The organism is Xanthobacter dioxanivorans (assembly GCF_016807805.1).
In the GTDB taxonomy this organism is placed as follows: Bacteria; Pseudomonadota; Alphaproteobacteria; order Rhizobiales; family Xanthobacteraceae; genus Xanthobacter; species Xanthobacter dioxanivorans.
Genome location: NZ_CP063362.1, coordinates 6,206,663 through 6,225,612, shown reverse-complemented (window position 1 = coordinate 6,225,612; position 18,950 = coordinate 6,206,663). Strand labels below are relative to the sequence as shown.

13 protein-coding genes and 2 pseudogenes are annotated in these 18,950 nt (G+C 67.5%); 7 read left to right on the top strand and 8 right to left on the bottom strand.

Going from position 1 to position 18,950, the window contains the following annotated elements:
• Positions 1-34: 34 nt before the first annotated feature.
• From traA to EZH22_RS32715, 5 genes and pseudogenes are all read left to right on the top strand, one after another.
• Positions 35-4,651 (top strand): Ti-type conjugative transfer relaxase TraA, encoded by a 4,617-nt coding sequence (traA, locus tag EZH22_RS29140; protein WP_203193766.1) that lies wholly within the window; start codon positions 35-37, stop codon positions 4,649-4,651.
• Between the two features lie 600 nt (positions 4,652-5,251).
• Positions 5,252-6,466 (top strand): ABC transporter substrate-binding protein, encoded by a 1,215-nt coding sequence (locus EZH22_RS29135; RefSeq protein ID WP_203193765.1) that lies wholly within the window; start codon positions 5,252-5,254, stop codon positions 6,464-6,466.
• A 17-nt stretch (positions 6,467-6,483) separates the two neighbouring features.
• On the top strand, positions 6,484-7,359 hold the full coding sequence (locus tag EZH22_RS29130; RefSeq protein ID WP_203193764.1) for a branched-chain amino acid ABC transporter permease: 876 nt from the start codon (positions 6,484-6,486) through the stop codon (positions 7,357-7,359).
• Positions 7,356-9,164, top strand: a complete 1,809-nt coding sequence (locus EZH22_RS29125) for a branched-chain amino acid ABC transporter ATP-binding protein/permease (RefSeq protein ID WP_203193763.1) — start codon at positions 7,356-7,358, stop codon at positions 9,162-9,164. Before EZH22_RS29130 ends, EZH22_RS29125 begins: the two co-directional genes overlap by 4 nt.
• Positions 9,161-9,870 (top strand): annotated as a pseudogene (locus tag EZH22_RS32715) (ABC transporter ATP-binding protein). Before EZH22_RS29125 ends, EZH22_RS32715 begins: the two are co-directional and overlap by 4 nt.
• Before the next feature lie 197 nt (positions 9,871-10,067).
• Here the strand turns inward: EZH22_RS32715 and EZH22_RS29115 are convergent.
• The 5 genes and pseudogenes from EZH22_RS29115 to EZH22_RS29100 all read right to left on the bottom strand — a co-directional run bounded on the left by EZH22_RS29115 (position 10,068) and on the right by EZH22_RS29100 (position 14,310).
• The gene (locus EZH22_RS29115) at positions 10,068-10,718 is read right to left on the bottom strand and encodes an IclR family transcriptional regulator (protein ID WP_231711218.1); all 651 of its coding nucleotides are present in this window, start codon (positions 10,716-10,718) and stop codon (positions 10,068-10,070) included.
• A gap of 18 nt (positions 10,719-10,736) precedes the next feature.
• Positions 10,737-10,847: pseudogene (locus EZH22_RS33080) on the bottom strand (hypothetical protein); the annotation flags it as partial.
• 301 nt (positions 10,848-11,148) lie between these two features.
• The gene (locus EZH22_RS29110) at positions 11,149-11,628 is read right to left on the bottom strand and encodes a MaoC family dehydratase (protein ID WP_203193761.1); all 480 of its coding nucleotides are present in this window, start codon (positions 11,626-11,628) and stop codon (positions 11,149-11,151) included.
• 41 nt (positions 11,629-11,669) lie between these two features.
• Entirely contained in the window at positions 11,670-12,800 is a 1,131-nt protein-coding gene (locus tag EZH22_RS29105) for an acyl-CoA dehydrogenase family protein (protein WP_231711217.1), read from the bottom strand.
• A 283-nt stretch (positions 12,801-13,083) separates the two neighbouring features.
• Positions 13,084-14,310, bottom strand: a complete 1,227-nt coding sequence (locus EZH22_RS29100) for a CaiB/BaiF CoA transferase family protein (RefSeq protein WP_203193759.1) — start codon at positions 14,308-14,310, stop codon at positions 13,084-13,086.
• Between the two features lie 677 nt (positions 14,311-14,987).
• Between EZH22_RS29100 and EZH22_RS29095 the strand changes: the two genes are divergently transcribed.
• Positions 14,988-15,422, top strand: a complete 435-nt coding sequence (locus EZH22_RS29095; protein ID WP_203193758.1) for a PaaI family thioesterase — start codon at positions 14,988-14,990, stop codon at positions 15,420-15,422.
• Between the two features lie 207 nt (positions 15,423-15,629).
• Here the strand turns inward: EZH22_RS29095 and EZH22_RS29090 are convergent, their stop codons facing one another.
• Together EZH22_RS29090 and EZH22_RS29085 are read right to left on the bottom strand one after the other, a co-directional pair.
• Entirely contained in the window at positions 15,630-16,487 is an 858-nt protein-coding gene (locus EZH22_RS29090) for a MaoC/PaaZ C-terminal domain-containing protein (RefSeq protein ID WP_203193757.1), read from the bottom strand.
• The gene (locus tag EZH22_RS29085) at positions 16,487-16,906 is read right to left on the bottom strand and encodes an SDR family oxidoreductase (protein ID WP_203193756.1); all 420 of its coding nucleotides are present in this window, start codon (positions 16,904-16,906) and stop codon (positions 16,487-16,489) included. Before EZH22_RS29085 ends, EZH22_RS29090 begins: the two co-directional genes overlap by 1 nt.
• Before the next feature lie 97 nt (positions 16,907-17,003).
• Between EZH22_RS29085 and EZH22_RS29080 the strand changes: the two genes are divergently transcribed.
• Positions 17,004-18,440 (top strand): IS701 family transposase, encoded by a 1,437-nt coding sequence (locus tag EZH22_RS29080; RefSeq protein WP_231711216.1) that lies wholly within the window; start codon positions 17,004-17,006, stop codon positions 18,438-18,440.
• On the opposite strand, the gene EZH22_RS29075 is transcribed toward EZH22_RS29080, so the two are convergent.
• The gene (locus tag EZH22_RS29075; RefSeq protein WP_231711215.1) at positions 18,335-18,943 is read right to left on the bottom strand and encodes an SDR family NAD(P)-dependent oxidoreductase; all 609 of its coding nucleotides are present in this window, start codon (positions 18,941-18,943) and stop codon (positions 18,335-18,337) included. The genes EZH22_RS29080 and EZH22_RS29075 overlap by 106 nt on opposite strands.
• Positions 18,944-18,950 lie beyond the last annotated feature (7 nt).

Here is an 18,950-nt window from a genome sequence, read left to right as displayed (position 1 = left end):
TGGCGCGACGTGCTTGGGATGGGTGGAAGCGATAGTGGCCATCATGTTCGTCAGGGCGCAGGTGATCAGCCGGGGGACCGGGCGCAGCGTCGTCTCGGCCGCCGCGTATCGCCACCGCACCAAGATGATGGACGAGAAGGCTGGCACCACGTTCCGCTACGAGGGCGGGGCGTCCGAGCTGGTGCATGAGGAGCTGGCGCTTCCGGAGGAGGCGCCGGCCTGGCTCTCGGCCAGGATCGCTGGCAAGAGCGTCGCCGGCGCCAGCGAAGTCCTGTGGAATGCGGTCGAGGCCTTCGAGAAAAGGGAGGATGCGCAGCTCGCACGCGAGCTGATCATTGCGCTGCCGGAGGAGCTCAGCCGAGCTGAGAACATCGCGCTGATGCGCGAGCTCGTCCGGGAGCACTTCACCTCAAAGGGGATGGTCGCCGACTGGGTCTATCACGACAAGGATGGCAATCCGCACGTGCATTTGATGACGACGCTCCGGCCTCTTGCGGAGAACGGCTTCGGCCCGAAGAAGGTGCCGGTGCTCGGAGAGGACGGGAAGCCGCTCCGCGTCGTCACGCCCGACCGGCCGAGCGGCAAGATCGTCTATCGGCTGTGGGCGGGCGATCGCGAGACGATGAAGGCATGGAAGATCGCCTGGGCGGAGACGGCGAACCGGCATCTGGCACTCGCCGGCTTCGACATTCGCCTCGACGGGCGCTCCTATGCCGAGCAGGGCCGTGGCGGCATCGCTCAGAAGCATCTCGGGCCGGCGAAGGCAGCGATGGTGCGCAATGGCAGTCGAATGTTCCTGGCGCCGGCGGAGCTCGCCCGCCGGCAGGACATGGCCGATCGCCTTGCCACCGATCCGGGCCTTCTCCTCCGGCAGCTCAGCAACGAACGGTCCACCTTCGACGAGCGTGATATCGCCCGCGCGCTCCACCGCTATGTCGACGATCCCGAGGACTTCGCCAACATCCGGGCCCGGCTGATGGGTTCGCCCGATCTTGTCACGCTGCGCCCGCAGAAGCTCGATCCTGAGACGGGGAGAGCGGCGGAGCCTGCGGTCTTCACGACGCGCGAGATGCTGCGTGTCGAGCACGGCATGGCGCGCTCGGCGCTCAATCTGGCGGCGCGTGATGGCTTCGGTGTTTCCGCAGCGCGCGTCGCCGGAGCAATCGAGGTCATCGAGACACGAAACCCCGAAAAGCCGTTCAAGCTCGATGCCGAGCAGGTCGATGCGGTCCGTCACGTCACGTCGGATGCGGCGATCGCGGCGGTTGTCGGGCTTGCCGGCGCCGGCAAGTCCATCCTCCTCGCTGCGGCGCGCGTCGCCTGGGAAAGCAATGGGCGTCGTGCGCTCGGCGCGGCGCTGGCCGGCAAGGCGGCGGAGGGCTTGGAGGACAGTTCGGGCATTGCCTCGCGCACGCTCGCGTCCTGGGAGCTGGCCTGGGCCAGCGGGCGTGAGCAGCTCGAACGGGGCGACGTCTTCGTCATCGACGAGGCGGGGATGGTATCCTCGCAGCAGATGGCGCGGGTGCTGAAGGTCGTCGAGGACGCCGAGGCGAAAGTCGTCCTGGTCGGTGACGCGATGCAGCTCCAGCCGATCCAGGCGGGCGCGGCCTTCAGGGCGATCGCGGAACGGATTGGCTTCGCCGAGCTTGCCGGCGTGCGGCGCCAGCGGGACGAATGGGCGCGCAATGCGTCTCGGCTGTTCGCGCGCGGCGAGCTCGAGACGGCACTCGATGCCTATGCACAGCATGGCCATATCGTCGAGGCCGCAACGCGCGAGGATGCCATTGGCCGGATCGTCACGGACTGGACCGGGGCGTGGCGCGCACTCACCGGAAAGACGGCGGCCGAGGGTGAGCGACAGCCGCCGCGCGGGGATGAACTGCTTGTCCTCGCCCATATCAATGAGGATGTGAAGCGTCTCAACGACGCGCTGCGCAAGGTGCTGGCGGACGACGGTGCGCTTTCGGCGAATCGCACGTTCACGACGGAACGTGGAACGCGTGAATTCGCTGCCAGCGACCGCATCATCTTCCTCGAGAATGCGCGGTTCGTGGAGCCGCGGGCGAAGCACCTCGGACCACAGCACGTCAAGAACGGCATGCTTGGCTCAGTGACCTCCACCACCGATGAAAGGGGCCGGACGCTCCTCACAGTTCGTCTCGACAATGGACGCGAGGTCGTCTTCGGCGAGGACACCTATGGCAATGTCGATCACGGCTATGCGGCCACCATTCACAAGGCCCAGGGCGCGACGGTGGACCGGACCTTCGTGCTCGCCACAGGCACGTTGGACCAGCATCTGACCTATGTGGCGATGAGCCGTCACCGCGATCGGGCCGACCTCTATGCGGCCTGGGAAGATTTCGAGCCGCGTGGCGAGTGGGGGCGCAAGCCTCGTGTTGATCATGCCGGAGGCGTCACCGGCGAGCTCCTCGAGATCAGCCAGGCCAAGTTCCGGGAGAGCGAGGATATCGCGCCGAGCCCCTATGCCGATGTTCGCGCGGATGATGGATCGACGCAACGTCTGTGGGGCGTCAGCCTACCCGCCGCGCTTGAGAAGGGCGGCGTGAGCGTGGGAGACACCGTCACCTTGCGCAAGGACGGTGTCGAGACGGTCACCGTCAGGATCCCGGTGATCGACGAGGAAGCGGGTGAGAAGCGGCTTGAGGAGCGCCAGGTCGAGCGCAACGTCTGGACCGCGAAGCAGGTCGAAACCTTAGAGGACCGCACAGCGCGCATGGAACGGGAAAGCCATCGTCCGGATCTCTTCAAGCAGCTCGTGGAGCGCCTGTCGCGGTCCGGCGCGAAGACCACCACGCTCGACTATGAGAGCGAGCCGTCGTACCAGGCCCACGCCCGTGACTTCGCGCGGCTGCGCGGCATCGACCAACTCGCCGAGGCCGCATCCGGGATAGGGGAGGGGGCGGCGCGGCGGCTGGCGTGGCTGTCTGAAAAGCGGAACGAGCTGGCGAAGCTGTGGGAGCGGGCGAGCGTCGCGTTGGGCTTTGCGATTGCCCGCGAGCGCAGCGTCTCCTACAGCGACCAGCGCATCGAAGCGTCGGCCCGGGAGCCTGCCGACGAGAGGCATTATCTGTTGGCGCCGGCGACGCGCTTCGCGCGATCGGCCCAAGAGGACGCGCGTCTGGCGCAGCTCTCCTCGCCCGCGGCGAAGGAGCGGGAAGGGGCCCTATGGCCGGTGCTGGGGCGGATCTATCGTGATCCGGACGCGGCGATGATCAAGCTCCACGATCTGGCATCGGCGTCAAAGGTCGGCGCGCGGGGACTGGGAGAAGCCCTGGAGCGAGACCCAGGGCAGCTTGGCGCCCTGCGCGGCGGCGAGCACCTCATCGATGGACAAGCTTCTCGTCGCAAACGCGGCGATGTGCTGAAGGCCGTCACGGAGGAACTGGTTCCGCTCGCCCGGGCCCATGCCGCGGCTTTCAAGACGAGCGCGTCATCCTTCGAGATCCGCGAGGAGCAGCGTCGCGTACACATGGCGTTTTCGGTGCCTGCACTGTCGATAAAGGCGACGGCGCGGCTAGGTGAGATCGAGGCCGTGCGCGCGCAGGGCGGGGAGGGTGCCTACAAGGCCGCCTTTGCTCTGGTCGCCGAGGATCGCGCGGTCGTGCAGGAGATCAAGGCGGTCAGCGAGGCGCTGACCGCGCGCTTCGGCTGGAGCGCCTTCACCGAGAAGGCGGATGCCATCGCGGAGCGAAACATGGGCGATCGCGTGCCGGAGGACATGGACGCGCAGAAGCGGGCGGAGCTGAAGGCCATGTTCGAGTCCGTCCGCAGGTTTGCCGACGCGCAGCATCAGGCGGAGCGACAGGACCGCTCCCGCATCGTCGCGCCGGCGCCCTATCGTGCCGATGCCGGAAACACCGTTCCACCCATGCTTGCCGCTGTGACCGAGTTCCGTCAGCCGGCGGAGGAGGAAGCGCGGCAGCGGGCGCTGGACGCCTCTCATTATCGGCAGCAGCGGGCCGCATTGGGGGAAATTGCATCGCGCATCTGGCGCGATCCGGCGGCTGTGGTCGCGAAGATGGAGGATCTCCTTGTCAAAGGCTTCGCGGCGGAGCGCATCGCCGCCGCCATGTCCAACGCCCCCGACGCCTATGGCGCAGTCCGAGGCTCCGGGAGGATGGTAGATCGGCTGCTTGCAACCGGCCGCGAGCGCCGGGATGCCACGGCCGCGCTGCCCGTGGCGGCGGCGGAACTGCGTGCGCTCGGCTCAGCCTACGCCGGTGCCACGGAGGCCCAGCGACAAGCCATCGCCGAGGAGCGGCGGCTGATGGCGCTCGCCATCCCCGGTCTCTCCCGGCCGGCGCAGGACGCTTTGGAGAGGCTCACCGCCGAGGCGAAGCAGAATACCCGCGGCCTGAACGCCATGGTCGGCGCGCTCGATCCGAAGATCCGCGAGGAGTTCGCGGCCGTGAGCCACGCGCTTGATACGCGCTTCGGGCGCAATGCAATCGCGCGCGGCGAGAAGGATGCGGCCAACCGCGTGCCGCCGGCGCATCGGGAGGCCTTCGAGACAATGCGCGCCTCGCTGCGCGTGCTGCAGCAGTCGGTCCGGATCGACGCCGACGAGAAGATCCTCTCCGAGCGGCGGATACGGACGATCAACCAGGCCAGAGGGCTCACCAGGTAGAGAAGGAGAAGGCCATGGATGTAGAGACCTTTCACGAGGCGATCGGCCGTACCGAGATCCCGATCGAGATCCTCACTGTCCCGGCTATCTTACAGTAAATCGAGGCTGCGGCGCCGGGTTCGGCGATCTGCATCTCCCGCACTTGTCGCCTTCCGCATGCCGTTCATGTGGGCGGCGCGGTGAAGACGTGCCGGATCGGAGACGAGCGCCTTGGTGGCCTCGTCCAGCTCGGACGGGGCTGGATGCGGCCCAGCCGCCGCCCGACCGCGACCCGAGGGATATGGCGCGCGCTTCGACCCGGAGGGAATCGGGGCGCCTCGCGCCAACGGAAGGCCCTGACGCGGGCCGGCGTGGCCGGTCGCACCGCGACGACGACATGACGGGGCACGGAAATCGTCCGCCGCGCCGCCGATCTGGTCTCGCCGACAACAGTCTTCGCAAGTGCGAGACAGATCGAATGGGCGATCGAGAGGCCGCTGAACCGATCCGCATCTCCCCCATTGCGTAAATCGCACACTTATGTCGAGTGGCCGGAGTCCCTTGTCCAGGCTGCTGTCCCCCGGGAAGATTAAATCCGATACGCGGTTTCGGGAGAACACGATGAGATTTCGTCAATGCCTGCGTGCGAGCCTCATTCTGGCGGCGTCAACGCTCCTCGGCCAGGGGGCCCGCGCGGCGGAATCCATCCGCGTCCCGATGATCACGCCCCTGACCGGATCGATTGCCGTGCTCGGCCAGGATTCCAAGAAGGCCGCGGAAATCGCCCAGGAGACGATCAATGCGGCCGGGGGCATCGGCGGCAGGCCCCTGACGCTCGAGATCGTCGATACTCAGGGCCGACCCGAGATCGCGCGACGCGAGATGGAGCGGCTGACGCGCGAGGGGCGGGCGCCGGTCGTTCTCGCCTGCGACATCAGCGCCGGCACCTCGGGCGCCGCGCAGTTCGCCGAATCCGCGCAGGTTCCCTTGCTCAACGGCTCGGCCGTATCCGCCGACATTCTCGCCCGCGGCTACAAATGGTATTTCTCGCATCAGATCAGCAGCGATGACGAGGCGACCACCGCCTTCGCCTACATGCAGACCATCACGGGGGCGAAGCCGCTCGCCGACCGGCGGATCGCCTTGCTCTACGAAGACAGCCCGCGCGGCGCCGGGACCGGAGAACGCCTGCGCAAGCTGATGGATGCGAAGGGGATCAACGTCGTCAGCGAGACCACCTACAATCGCGCTGACCGCAACCTTCTGCCCGTCATGCGCAAGGTGCAGGACAGCACGCCCGAGCTCGTGGTCTGGATCGGCTACACCGAGGATGTGGTGGCCGGGCTGAAAGCGGCGCGGCAGCTCGACTTCAAGCCCTTCGTGCTCGGCATTGGCGGCGGCCTCGGCGATCCGCGCCTGCCGGAACTCGTGGATGCGGCCGTCATCGACCAGCTCCGTGTGGCCAACGTCGACTACTTCAATCCCGACATCAAGCGCGCGGCCGCGTTTCGCGAGGCCTACGTCAAGAAGTTCGCCAGCGAGCCGTCGAGCTACGCCGGCACCTGCTACGGCGCCATCATGACACTGAAGGTAGCCCTGGAAGCCGCGCTCAAGACCTCACCGGACCTCACTCCCGCCTCCGTCCGCGATGCGCTGCGCACCCTCGACATTCCCGGCGACGATACGATCACCCCGTTCAGGTTCATTCGCTTCGACCCGGCGAACGGCCGCAATCTCGGCGCCGAGGAGTTGGTGGCGGCCTGGGTGGACGGCAAGCGCAAGGTGACCGTGTTCCCGGCCGGCATCGCCGTCGGCAAGCCCGTCATGTTGCCCTGAACGAGCAAACCCAGCGCATGTCTTTCGCAACCCTCCTCCAGGCCGTCATCTCCGGTCTGCTGCTCGGCGGCATCTATGCGCTCGTCGCAATGTCGCTGGCTCTCGTCTTCGGCGTGATGCGAGTGCTGAACTTCGCCCATGGCGACCTCCTCATGGCCGGCATGTACGGCATCGTCATCCTCAACCACGCGTTCGGGATCAACCCGTACGCCGCCATCGTCCTCGTGGCTCCCGTTCTCGCCCTGATCGGCATGGCCGTCTATTTCGTGCTGATCCGGCGGGTGCTCGGCGCCGGTCCCCTGATGCAGGCGCAGGTGACGCTCGGACTGTCCTTTGCCATCCAGAGCACCGCGCTTCTGGTCTTCGGCGCAGACCTTCTGAACGTGCGCACATCGCTCGATGGTGCGGCGTTCCGGATCGCGGGCGTGGTGGTCGGAAAGCCGGAGCTGATCGGGTTCCTCATCTCGATCGTCGTTTGCGCGGCACTCACCTGGTTCATCCTGAGCACGGAATTCGGCCGCCGCCTGAGGGCGGTGGCTCAGGACCCGACAATGGCCATTCTCTGCGGCATCCCTGTCCGTTCGGTCCAGATGATGGTCTTCGTCGGGTGTACAGCGCTTCTCGCCGTGCCGGCAGGCTGCCTCATGGCCTTCTCGCAGCTCACGCCGACTGCCGGCATCCAGTACAGCCTGCTGTCGCTGATGGTCGTGGTGCTCGGCGGCCTCGGCGACCTGCGGGGCGCATTCGTCGGCGGCCTGCTGATCGGCATCGTCGAAGCCGTGACAAGCGCGCTCTTCAACAATCCCGCGGCGCCCGGCATCATCTACCTGGTGTTCGGTCTCGCTCTCCTGGCCCGCCCCCGTGGCCTGTTCGGACGCGGGAGCGAAGCATGAACATTCTCTCCCGTTTCATCCGCAGCCAGACGGCGGCGGCCCTCGTCGCCATGTGGCTGGCCATCACGGCTGCCGCGCTGTTCCTGGACGGCTACTGGATCGGCATCATGGTCGGCCTGCTCGGCTGGATCCTGCTGGCGGCGTCCTGGAACATGGTCGGCGGCCTGCTCGGTCAGGTCTCGTTCGGACATTCCGCCTTCTTCGGATTGGGCGCCTACACCGCCGTGTATCTCGCAACCGCCCACGGCGTGAGCCCCTGGCTCGGCATGCTGGTCGGCGGACTGCTGGCGGCCCTGTTCTCGATGATCGTGGGGTATCTGCCGTTCCGTCGCGGCCTCAGTCCCCTCGTCTTCTCGCTCCTGACGCTGGCATCGTCCTACGTCCTGCTTTTCGCGGTCAGCGGCATCCCGGCGCTTGGCGGAACCAATGGCCTGTTTCCACCAGCGGTGGGGCAATCCGTGTGGGACATGCGCTTCGACAGCCCGGTGAGCTATCTGCTCCTGGCGGGCGCCCTGACGACCTTCGCCCTGGCCACCATCCAGATCCTCTTTTCGGGCCGGCTCGGCTTCTACTGGCGCGCGATCCACGACAGCGAAGCCGCCGCCGGCGCCATCGGCATCAACACGATGGCGGTCAAGCTGTTCACGTTCGCGGTCAGCGCCTTCTTCGCGGCGATGGCCGGCACCTTCAGCGCCCAGCACACAGGGTTCATCGATCCGCAATCGGTGTTTGGCGTCGAGATCACCATCTATCTTCTTCTCTTCGCCGTCGTCGGCGGCGCCGGCAGCCTGCTCGGACCGGTGCTCGGTCCGCTGGTGCTGGTGCCTGCGGGCGAGTATCTGCGGACGGCGCTTGCCAATGCAGGCGGATCGAGCGCGCATCACCTCATCTACGGCATCGCGCTCATGCTCGCCATTCTGAGCTTCCCCGGAGGCCTCGTCGCCGGCCTCAGACGCTTCGGCGTGACGCGTGGCGCGCTCTCGCTTCCCGACCTCCCGCGGGCGGCAGGTCCCGCGCCGGATGTCCGTCGGAGTGATGCCGCCAAGGGCAAGGAAATTCTGAAGGCGAGCGGCGTGTCGAAGAACTTCGGCGGCGTGTTCGCGGTTCGCGATGTGTCGATCGAAGTGCGATCGGGCGAGATTCTCGGCATCATCGGACCGAACGGCGCCGGCAAGACGACCCTGTTTTCGCTGCTTGCCGGATCGCTCAAGCCCACGAGTGGCAGCATCACCTTTGACGGGCGGGAAATCGCCGGCCTGCCACCACACGAAATCTGCCGAGCCGGCATCGGGCGGACGTTCCAAATCACCCGCGCCTTTCCCACGCTGACCGTTGCCGAAACGGTCTATGCGGCGGCCCTGGTCGGCCGCCCGGAGGGTGAAGCCGCCGCCATCGCCGGCTCTGTCCTCTCTCTCACGCGCCTCGATCAGTATCGCGACATGGCGAGCGCGGATGTCACGCTCGCGGTGCAGCGCCGCCTCGAGATCGCGCGGGCGCTGGCGACCTGTCCCCGGCTCATCCTCCTCGACGAGATCATGGCGGGCCTCACCCCCCGCGAGATCAACGACGCGATCGAGCTGATCCGCTCCATTCGCGACTCGGGCGTGACGGTGATCTTCATCGAACACCACATCCGCGCTGTCATGGCCCTGTCGGACCGCATCGTTGTACTGGACGCGGGGGAGCTGATCGCGGAAGGGGTGCCGAGCGACGTCGCCCGGGACCCGCGCGTCGTGGAAGCCTATCTTGGCCGTCCGACCGAGGAGCCGGCTCTTCCCCCGCTCGATAAGGTCAAGGCACGATGACGCTACTCTCCGTCGAAGGTATCCGCTCCGGCTACGGATCGCTTCAGGTCCTGAGCGAGGTGTCCCTTGAAGTCGCGGAGGGCGAAGCGGTCGCGATCCTCGGCCCGAACGGCGCAGGCAAATCGACCCTGCTGCGCACGATTTCCGGTCTGATCACTCCGACCGCGGGCGCCATTTCGTTCGATGGCCATGACCTCCTCGCCATGCCCGCCCACCGTATTCCACATGCGGGCCTGGTGCAGGTGCCGGAAGCCCGTCATATCTTCCCGTCCCTCACGGTGCGCGAAAACCTCCTCGTGGGCGGCACGCCGCTGCCGTCGCGCGCCGCCAAGGAGGCCGCCCTGGAAGACATCTGGCGCATCTTTCCGATGCTCGTCGCAAAGCGTGATGCGCCGGCGGGAACCCTGTCGGGGGGCAGCAGCAGATGGTGGCCATTGGGCGCGCCCTGATGTCCCGGCCCCGGCTGGTGATGCTGGACGAGCCTTCCCTGGGGCTGGCGCCCATTGTTGTGCGCGAGCTCTACGAGGTTCTGCGCAACCTCGTTCTAAACGGCCTGACCCTGCTTCTCGTCGAGCAGGACGTCCCCATCGCGCTGGGATTGGTGTCACGCGCCTATGTCATCGAGAACGGAGCCATCGTGCTTTCGGGAACGGCCGTCGAGCTGCGGAACAGCGATCACGTTCGCCAAGCCTATCTCGGGATGTGACGGAGTTCCTTTGAAATCACCACAGCGCGGCTTCCCGAAGCGGGCGCCGCTTCTCCCGAGCTGAGACGTTGCGGTTCTCGCGCAAGCCCTCCGTCCGGCCGGCGATGCCCGGGAACCCGCTGATCGTCCACCAGGCAGCGCACCCTCCCGGATGCGGACCGGGCAGCCTGCGGCCGAGGTCGAGACGCGGCAGCGGATCAGGCGACGGCTTCGGCTTCCCGGTGGCCGAGCGCCTGTGACGCGCGGGCGGCGGCGCGGATCACTTCCTGGCGCAGATGGGCCCGGTTCTGCTCGGCGCGCATGGCCGGGGCGGCGACGAGAAGAGCCGCGACCACGGTGCCGTCGGCATCGCACACCGGCGCGGCGATCCCTGCCGCGCCATCCACCGCCTCGTTCGAGCTGTAGGCGATGTTGGTGCGCCGGATTTCGGCGATGATGGTGCGCAGCTCCGGCACCTTCGTCACGGTGCGCGCGGTGAGCGGCTTCAGCTCCGCGCGCTCGAAATAGGCGTCCCGCCAGCTTTCTGGCTGGAACGCCAGCAGCAGGCGGCCGGCGGCGGAACAATAGAGCGGGCGGGTGACGCCGGCCGGCACGGAATAGCGCACGAGCTGGGGGCTCTCGATCACGTCCACATAGGCGGCGAGGTCGGCGGCGAGGTCGAGCGCGGCGACGATGACCGTCTCGTGCGTCGCCTCCGCCAGTTCGTGGGCAAACTGGCGGATGAGCGAGGGTTGCTTGCGGACGCCGAGGATGCCCGACGCAAGGCTGAAAGCCCTCGGGCCGAGCGTGTAAACACCGTTGCCATAGGAGAGATAGTCTTGTGCGACCAAGGGGCGCAGCAAATTCAAGAGGCTGCTTTTGGGAGATTCGAGCAACAGGCTCAGCTTTGCGAGCGTCAATCCGCCGGACGCCTGCGAAATGACATCGAAAATGCCAAGAACCCTCAGCGTGGATTTAGGCGCGCTTTCGATCACCATGTTTCATCCATTGCGTCGACGGGCAGGCTATGCGTTTCGTCGGCCGGAGCGGCCGAGAGCACGATTAGCGCACCACCAATCCAGCAGCAAGCCGGGGCCCAATGCGTGGTTCAGGGACTTGCCGGCGGCAAATCGGGGAAGGACCATTCCAGATGGCGGCGCGGCTCTCGTCGGCGCGACGGGACGGGCCGCGCCAGCGCGCGTCGTCACCACCGAAACCCTTCAGGGTGCCGGCCGGCCCACGGGCCAGCCAGCATCCGCGACGGACCGGACGCGCGGGGACCCGCCGGCGGCAGGGCGCTCATGCGGCCTGCTCCTTGCCGTCGGTGCGCGCCTTCACCATGCGGGCCGGGGTGTAGACCATCACCACCTCGCCGCGCTGGTTCCTGACGGTGTTGCGCGTGCGCACGATGCCCCGGGTGGGGCGGCTCTTGGAGCGGCGGGATTCGATGACCTCGACTTCCACGTGGACGGTGTCCCCGGCGACGGTGGGCCCCTTGATATCGAGCTCCATCCCGAGGAAGGCGAAGCCTGTGTGCTGCATGGAGCACTGGGTCAGGAGGCCCTCGATGAAGGCGTAGACGAGCGCGCCGGGCGCGACACGGCCCTTGATGTCGGATTCCTTGTCCTGGAACTCGAAGTCCGTGAACAGAACCTCGACCATTCCGGTGCAGGTGACGAAATTGATGATGTCGGTCTCGGTTATGGTGCGTCCGATCGTCCTGAACGTGCGCCCTATCGGAAGATCTTCGTAGAAAAGCCCAAGGCCCAGGACGTCCATTTCGTTTTCTCCTTCAGGTTCGGTGCGCGGCCCCCGCTTGCTCAGTCGAGCACGTTGCGGGCGATGATGTTGCGCTGGATCTGATTGGTGCCCTCGACGATCTGGAGCACCTTGGCGTCGCGGAAGTAGCGGTTGATGGGATATTCGTTGGATATGCCCGCCGCGCCGAACAGCTGGACCGCGTCGGTGGCGACCTTCATGGCCGTGTCGGTCGCGTGGCACTTGGAGATGGCGGAGAGCTGAGCGAGCGCCTTGCCCTTCACCCCGGCATCCACCGCCGCCGCCGCCTCGTAGACCAGGTTGCGCGCCGCCTGGGTCTGGATCACCATGTCGGCGATCATCCAGCGCACCCCCTGGAAGTCCGAGACCGCCTGCCCGAACGCCCTGCGGGATTTGATGAATTCGATGGCGTGGTCGATTGCGCCCTGGGCCAGGCCGACGCCGCGTGCGCCGATGATGGGGCGGGAATCGTTGAGCGCCGCCATGGCCACGCGAAAGCCGGTCTCCTCGTCACCGAGCATGGCGTCCGCGGGCAGGTGGCAATTGTCGAGAAAAAGGGCGTGGGAGGGCACGCCGCGCGCGCCCATCTTGTCCTCCTTGCGGCCCACCTCGAAGCCGGGCGTGCCCTTCTCGACGATGAAGAGGTTGATCTTGCCGCGCTGGTTGTCCTCTCCGGTGCGGGCGGCCACCAGCACGAAGTCGGCCATGCCGGAGTTGGTGCACCAGATCTTCGATCCCGTCAGCCGCCAGCCGTCGCCGTCGCGCTTCGCCCGGGTGCGGATGCCGGCCACGTCCGAGCCGCTCTGCGGCTCGGTCAGGGAGAGCGCGCCGCGCAATTCGCCGGAGGCGAGGCCGGGCAGGTATTTCTGCTTCTGCTCCGGCGTGCCGCCGGCGAGGATCGCGCCGATGGGCACCCACTGGACGACCAGGAGATAGGCGGTATTGTAGCACACCCGGCCGAGCTCCTCGATGGCGACGCAGGCGGAGAGCATGCTGCCGGTTCCGCCGTATTCGGGGGGAAAGGGCAGGGTGAACAGGCCGAGCTCCTTGATGAGCTCGAACATGTCGTGGGGATATTCCGCCTTGAGATCGATCTCCTGCGCGCGTGCGGCGACGCGCTCGCGAGCGACGCGCCGCACGAGGTCCTGCACCTGAAGCTGGTCTTTGCTCAACCACCCGTTCACAGCCGTCCTCCCGACCTTCATCGCGCATCCCCCAGGGTGGCGCCGCTATGCCGCGAGGCGGGCCGGCGCGATCCGGAGGGAATGGCGTTCCTCCAATTCGTTAGCAAAGCAAACCGGGGGTAACCATGCCACCGCGCCATTCCGCGCATATGTGGCGGTTTCGTTCCCGCCGCGCCCCCGTGCCGTCGAAGGCGAACCGGCTTCATGGCACGCCCATCAGAACGGCATCGCGCAGACGGCCCGCGTGCTTGCGACCGGCCACTTTCCGACTTCAGTCGGCAGCGGGGGAGACCGCCGCGAGGGAATCCTTCGCGGCGGCCGCTCCGGCGCGCTCCGCGCGGAACTGGTCGATGACCTCGCGGGTATGCTCGCCGAGGCGCGGCGGCAGGCGGCGCACCCCCGCAGGCGTGCGGGAAAAGCGCGTGGGCACGGCCATGGTCACGAACCGCCCTTCGCTCGGATGCTCGACGCGGTGGAAGAAATCGGTCTCGGCGAGGTAGGGGTCGTCGTAGATCTGCTCGAGGGTCAGCACCGGGCCGTTCGGGATGTCGGCCGCGTCGAGGCGCTGGCGCCAGTCCTCGGTTTTGCGCGTCGCCATGGCCTCGGTCAGGATGCCGTAGAGCATGTCGATGTTCTGCGAGCGGGGCGTGATCTCGGCGAAGCGCGGATCGCCCACGAGGTCGGGGCGGTCGATGACGCGGAACATGCGACGCCACTGCTCGTCGGTGTTGGCGAGGAGGCAGATGTAGCCGTCGAGGGTGCGGTAGGGCCGCCGGTGGGGGGTCAGCATGCGGCTGTAGCCGAGGCCGAGCTCGGGCTGGTCGAGCACGCCGGCCCACAGGTGCTCCAGCATGTTGAAGCCGACCATGGTCTCCATCATCGGCACATGCACTTCCTGGCCGAGGCCGGTGCGCGCGCGGGCGTAGAGCGCCATGCCGATGGAGGAGGCGAGCACGTAGCCGCACAGCTTGTCGCAGATGACGGTCGGGAAGTAGCGCGGCTCGCCGGTGACATGGGCGTTCAGCGCGGCGATCCCGCTCACGCCCTGGATCACGTCGTCGAAGGCCGGCCATTCCGCGCGCGAGGAATTCTGCCGATAGCCGCCGGCCGAGGCGTAGACGATGTGCGGGTTGCGTGCCGCCACCGCCTCGTAGTCGATACCGAGGCGCCGTGCCGCCCCGAGCCGCATGGAGTGGACGAAGACGTCCGCGGTCTCGATGAGATCGAGCAGCGTCGCGCGGTTCTCCGGCTGCTTGAGATCGAGCATCACGGAGCGCTTGTTGCGGTTGATGTTGAGGAAGAACGTCCCCATTCCCTCGCTGCGGGAGGGACCCACGAAGCGCGTGTAGTCCCCTTCGGGCGCCTCGATCTTGATCACGTCGGCGCCCATGTCGCCGAGGATCTGGGTGGCGACCGGGCCGAGCACGTTCACTGTGAGGTCCAGTACCCGGATGCCGGAAAGCGGCCCGGCTCCCAGCTTGGCATCAGTTTCGTTCACGGGTGTGGCTCCCAACGTGGATGGCCCGAAGTGCTTCAGTGCGGCCGCCGCGAGCAGCCGCGCGGCCGGGTCCGCGGCGCCGGGTCCGCGGCACGGCTTCCGTGCCGCGTGGACCGCGTCCATGTGGAATGGGATCGCGCCCGCCATCGGGTCGTCGAACGCCGGGCCCCCGCCGCGGGAGAACACAGAACAATGGTCGGATCATCAAGCTTCGAAGCCCCTTCTTCGATTGCCGGCAGGCAGATGCCACGACACCAGAAGAAGTCCTCCGCCCGCCGCGATCAACCGGGAATGGACGCACCCGGGAGATGAACATGAATGTGTCGCCGGGCGGCGTGGCTCCAATTGAGCATATCCGTGCGATTGGCCCCGCCGCGATTGACTCGGCCGCGGGGCGATCCCCCAAATCGCACCGCATCTGCCCCGTTCGAGGCTGGACGACGATCCCTCGCCGCGCACGCGGCGAGGGGCAGGAGGCCCCGGCGCCCGCAGGGCCAGGCGAAGAGCGCATCGCGGGGTGGCTCCGCGGCGGGCGCGCGCCGTCCCGCCCCCTGTCCCAGGCCGAGACTGCGCCATCTGGAGTTTCGCACGATCGCTTTGGACGGGAGAGCGGCACCACGGGCGGGCACCGAGCCCAGGGGCGTGTTCGCCCCGGGTCCCGCACCGGCGAGGATGAAATGAGCATGCCCACGAGCGGAACCTTCTGTGACCTTGCCCGGATCCAGGCGCGGCTCGACCGCACGCCCTTCAATGCGTGGCTGGGGCTGCGCGCGGTGTCCGCGTCGGCGGACGGCGTGGCGTTCGAGCTTGAGGCGCGGCAGGAATTCGTGTCCACGCCGGAACGCCAGATCGTCCACGGCGGCGTGCTGGCGAGCCTTCTCGACGCGGCGGCGATCTACGCCGTCATCGCCGCGACGGGCCGCCTCCAGACTACCGTCGACCTGCGCGTGGACTATCACGCGTCCGCGACGGTAGGGCTGCTGCGCGCGCGCGGCACGGTGGTGCGTCTCGGCAAGACGCTGTGCTGCTCGGAAGCGCGGGTGCAGGACCATGCCGGCAAGCTCGTCGCCAGCGGGCGCGGCACCTTCCTCAATCTCGGCGTGCCGGCCTGATCCGTTCCTTCCGAGGGAGATCCACTTCCTCCCTCGCCTGCGGGCGGTGCGAAAGCGCCGTCCGCTTTTTTGCCTCCCGGGATTCCCGCCTGGCGGCACCGGCCCGCGGCGCATGGTGGCCAGATCGCCCCATGCGTGTCCGATCGAGTGTCTTGGCGCCGCGGCCCGGCCTGCGGCCTTCGCCCGTGTCCGGGCAGGCGGGAAGGTTCAGGCGATCTGCGCCCTGCCGTTGCCGATGGCGAGGACGCCGCGCTCCACCACGCGGGTCTCGAAGCTCACGACGTCCCCGTCGCGCCAGATGCTGACCGCGAAGGTCTCGCCGGGGAAGACCGGCGCCGTGAAGCGCGCCGAGATGGCGCGCAGGCGGCCGGGGTCGTAGCCGCACACGCCCTTCAGCAGGGCGTGGCCCGTCACCCCGTAGGTGGCGAGACCGTGCAGGATGGGCTGCGGGAAGCCTGCCTTCGCGGCCACGTCCGGGTCGCTGTGGAGCGGGTTGTGATCGCCGCTCAGGCGATAGAGGAGGGCGGCGTTGGCGTTGGTGCGCAGTTCGCAGACCATGTCCGGTGCGCGGTCGGGTACCTTGTGGAGCGCCGGCCTCGGCCGGGCCGGGCCGCCGAAGCCGCCGTCGCCGCGGCAGAAGGTGCTCTGGGTGATGCTGGCGATCAGCTCGCCAGTCACCGCGTCGGTCAGCAGGCGCTCCGACAGGACGACGGCGCCCTTGCCCTTGCCCTTGTCGATGACGTCCACCACCCGCGTGCGCCCCACCAGCGCGCCTTCCGCCGCCAGCGGGCGATGGAGCACGAGGCCCTGCTCGCCGTGGACCACCTTCACATAGTCGACGCCGGTGTGGAGCCGGCGCATCCACGGGCCGGGGCTCGCGAGCACCACCGCCATGGTGGGCAGAGCGGCGAGGTCCTTCTCACAGACGAAGCGCAGTTGGTCGCGGTCCGTCGGATCGTGGCCGAGTCCGACGCCGAGCGCATAGAGCATCGTATCCTTGGCGGTGTAGGAGTGGCGGGCATCGGGGATGGCCAGCGCGATGAGCTTGTCGTAGTCGATGGCCATCAGATCGGATCCCAGGTGAAGACGTCGCTCGATCGCTCCAGCGGCGTGAGGCTGGCGGCGAAGGCGCCCTTCGCGACCGTGTCCACCAGCTCTGGCGTCCACCCCGCGCCCATGTGAACCGAACGCATCGGGCGGGGTTGGTTGAAGAGGTAGATCTCGTTGTTGCGCACGCCGAAGACCTGCCCGGAGACGTCCTGTGCCCGGTCCGAGGCCAGCCACACCGCGAGCGGGGCGATCTTCTCCGGCGTCATCTGCTGGAAGCGCTCGACGCGGCGGCGCTGCTCCTCGGTCTCGGTGGGCAGCGAACTCGTCATGCGGCTCCAGGCGAACGGGGCGATGCAGTTGGAGCGCACGTTGTAGCGCCCCATGTCGAGGGCGATGGACCGCGACAGGCCGACGATCCCCATCTTGGCGGCCATGTAGTCTTACTGAGTCAGAAAGTCACGGGTGCGGGGGGATTCGCGCTGGTCGGGGATTTGTTAGGGTGCTGCTTCGTGATTAGGGAAGTGCCCCGCCATGCCCGACTGGACAGCCGAGAGTGAAGCAGCATTCGACGCTTATGTCGATGCTTTGATCGGGGTGATCGGCCGCGCCGACCGCGCCGAGCCGCTGAAGGATTATTGCCTGGGACTTCTGATGCCGATGGAGCGCAAGAGCGTGGAGCCGTTGGCTGCCGTCACGGCGCCATCGCGGGTGGCGGCCAAGCATCAGTCTCTGCTGCATTTCGTGGGACAGGCGCCGTGGTCGGACGCGGCCTTGCTGGCGCGGGTTCGCGACTGGGTCCTTCCACGGATCGAGCAGCGTGGACCGATCCGGGCGTGGATCGTCGACGACACGGGCTTTCCCAAGAAGGGCAAGCACTCGGTGGGCGTAGCGCGCCAGTATTGCGGCCAGTTGGGCAAGCAGGACAACTGTCAGATTGCGGTCAGCCTATCGATCGCAAATGACGCAGCCTCGCTTCCGATTGCCTATGAATTGTATCTCCCGCACAGCTGGGCGGAGGATCCGGAACAACGCAAGAAGGCCAAGATTCCGGCACAGATCACGTTCCGGACCAAGCCGCAGATCGCGCTCGAGCAGATCAGGACGGCCAAGGCCGAGGGCGTCGCGCCCGGCGTGGTTCTGGCCGACGCCGGATATGGCGCCGACGGCGGTTTCCGCGCGGGCCTGTCCGAGCTCGATCTGACCTATGTTGTCGGCGTCCAGCCCACACTCAGCGTCTGGCGCCCAGGCGAGAGCCCGCTGCCGCCCAAGCTTTGGAGCGGAAGAGGCCGGCCGCCGTCTCGGGTCGGCCGAACCGACAAACACAAGCCGATCTCGGCCAAGGCCCTGGCCGAGGAGTTCGACGCCGAGACCTGGCGCACGATCGCCTGGCGTGAAGGAACCAACACCGAGCTCAATTCCCGCTTCGCCGCCGTGCGCTTGCGGCCGGCATCCAGGGACTACAATCGGCCCGAGGCTCACGCCGAAGAGTGGCTCCTGATCGAGTGGCCTGAAGGTGAGGTCGAGCCGAGCAAGTATTGGCTCTCCACCTTGCCGGCTGACGCTACGATCACCCAGCTGGTCAACACCGCCAAGCTGCGTTGGCGGATCGAGCGAGACTATCAGGAGCTCAAGCAGGAGCTGGGACTGGGCCACTACGAAGGCCGAGGGTGGCGGGGCTTCCACCACCACGCCAGTCTCTGCATCGCCGCCTATGGCTTCTTGGTCTCTCTGAGGGAGACGATTCCCCCCTCAACTCCAGCTCTCGCCCAGGGCCGCCAAACACCTGGTCTTCCCGACCGTTATCGATCCCGCGGATCCTCCGATCCGACCAGAGCGGCACGTCCCGACCTCAATCCCGACCATCAGGCGACCCCTGACTGTGGCCCTGGCCAACCGTCTGCAACGATGTCCGTGCTGCACAAGAGCCATGGACAGTCCGCGTCAGCCTCGCAACTTATGACGCAGTAAGAGTAGTTGGCCTGGCCGAAATTGCCGATCAGCCCCGACGTGGAGGTCATGTGGACGTAGGCGCCGGCGTTCTGCTCGCGGAACTGCGCGGCCGCCGCTCGGCTGAGCAGGAAGCTGCCCGTGAGATGGACCTGCAGCACGTCGCTCCAGTCCACGAAGCTCATCTTGTGGAACATGGTGTCGCGCAGGATGCCGGCATTATTCACCACCGCGTCGAGGCGCCCGAAGCGCGCCACCGCCGCGGCGACGATGCGCTCGCCGTTGGCCGGCTCCACAATGGAGAGCGTGCTCGCGAGCGCTGCGCCGCCCATCGCTTCGATCTCGGCGACCACCTCTTGGGCGGGGCCCGCGTCCTCGCCGCCGCCCGCAAGGCTTGCGCCGATGTCCACCACCATCACGGCCGCCCCCTCGGCGGCCATGCCGAGGGCGATCGCCCGGCCGATGCCGCGTCCACCGCCGGTGACGATGGCGACCTTGCCGGCGAGCATGTTGGTTCCGCTCATCCCAGCC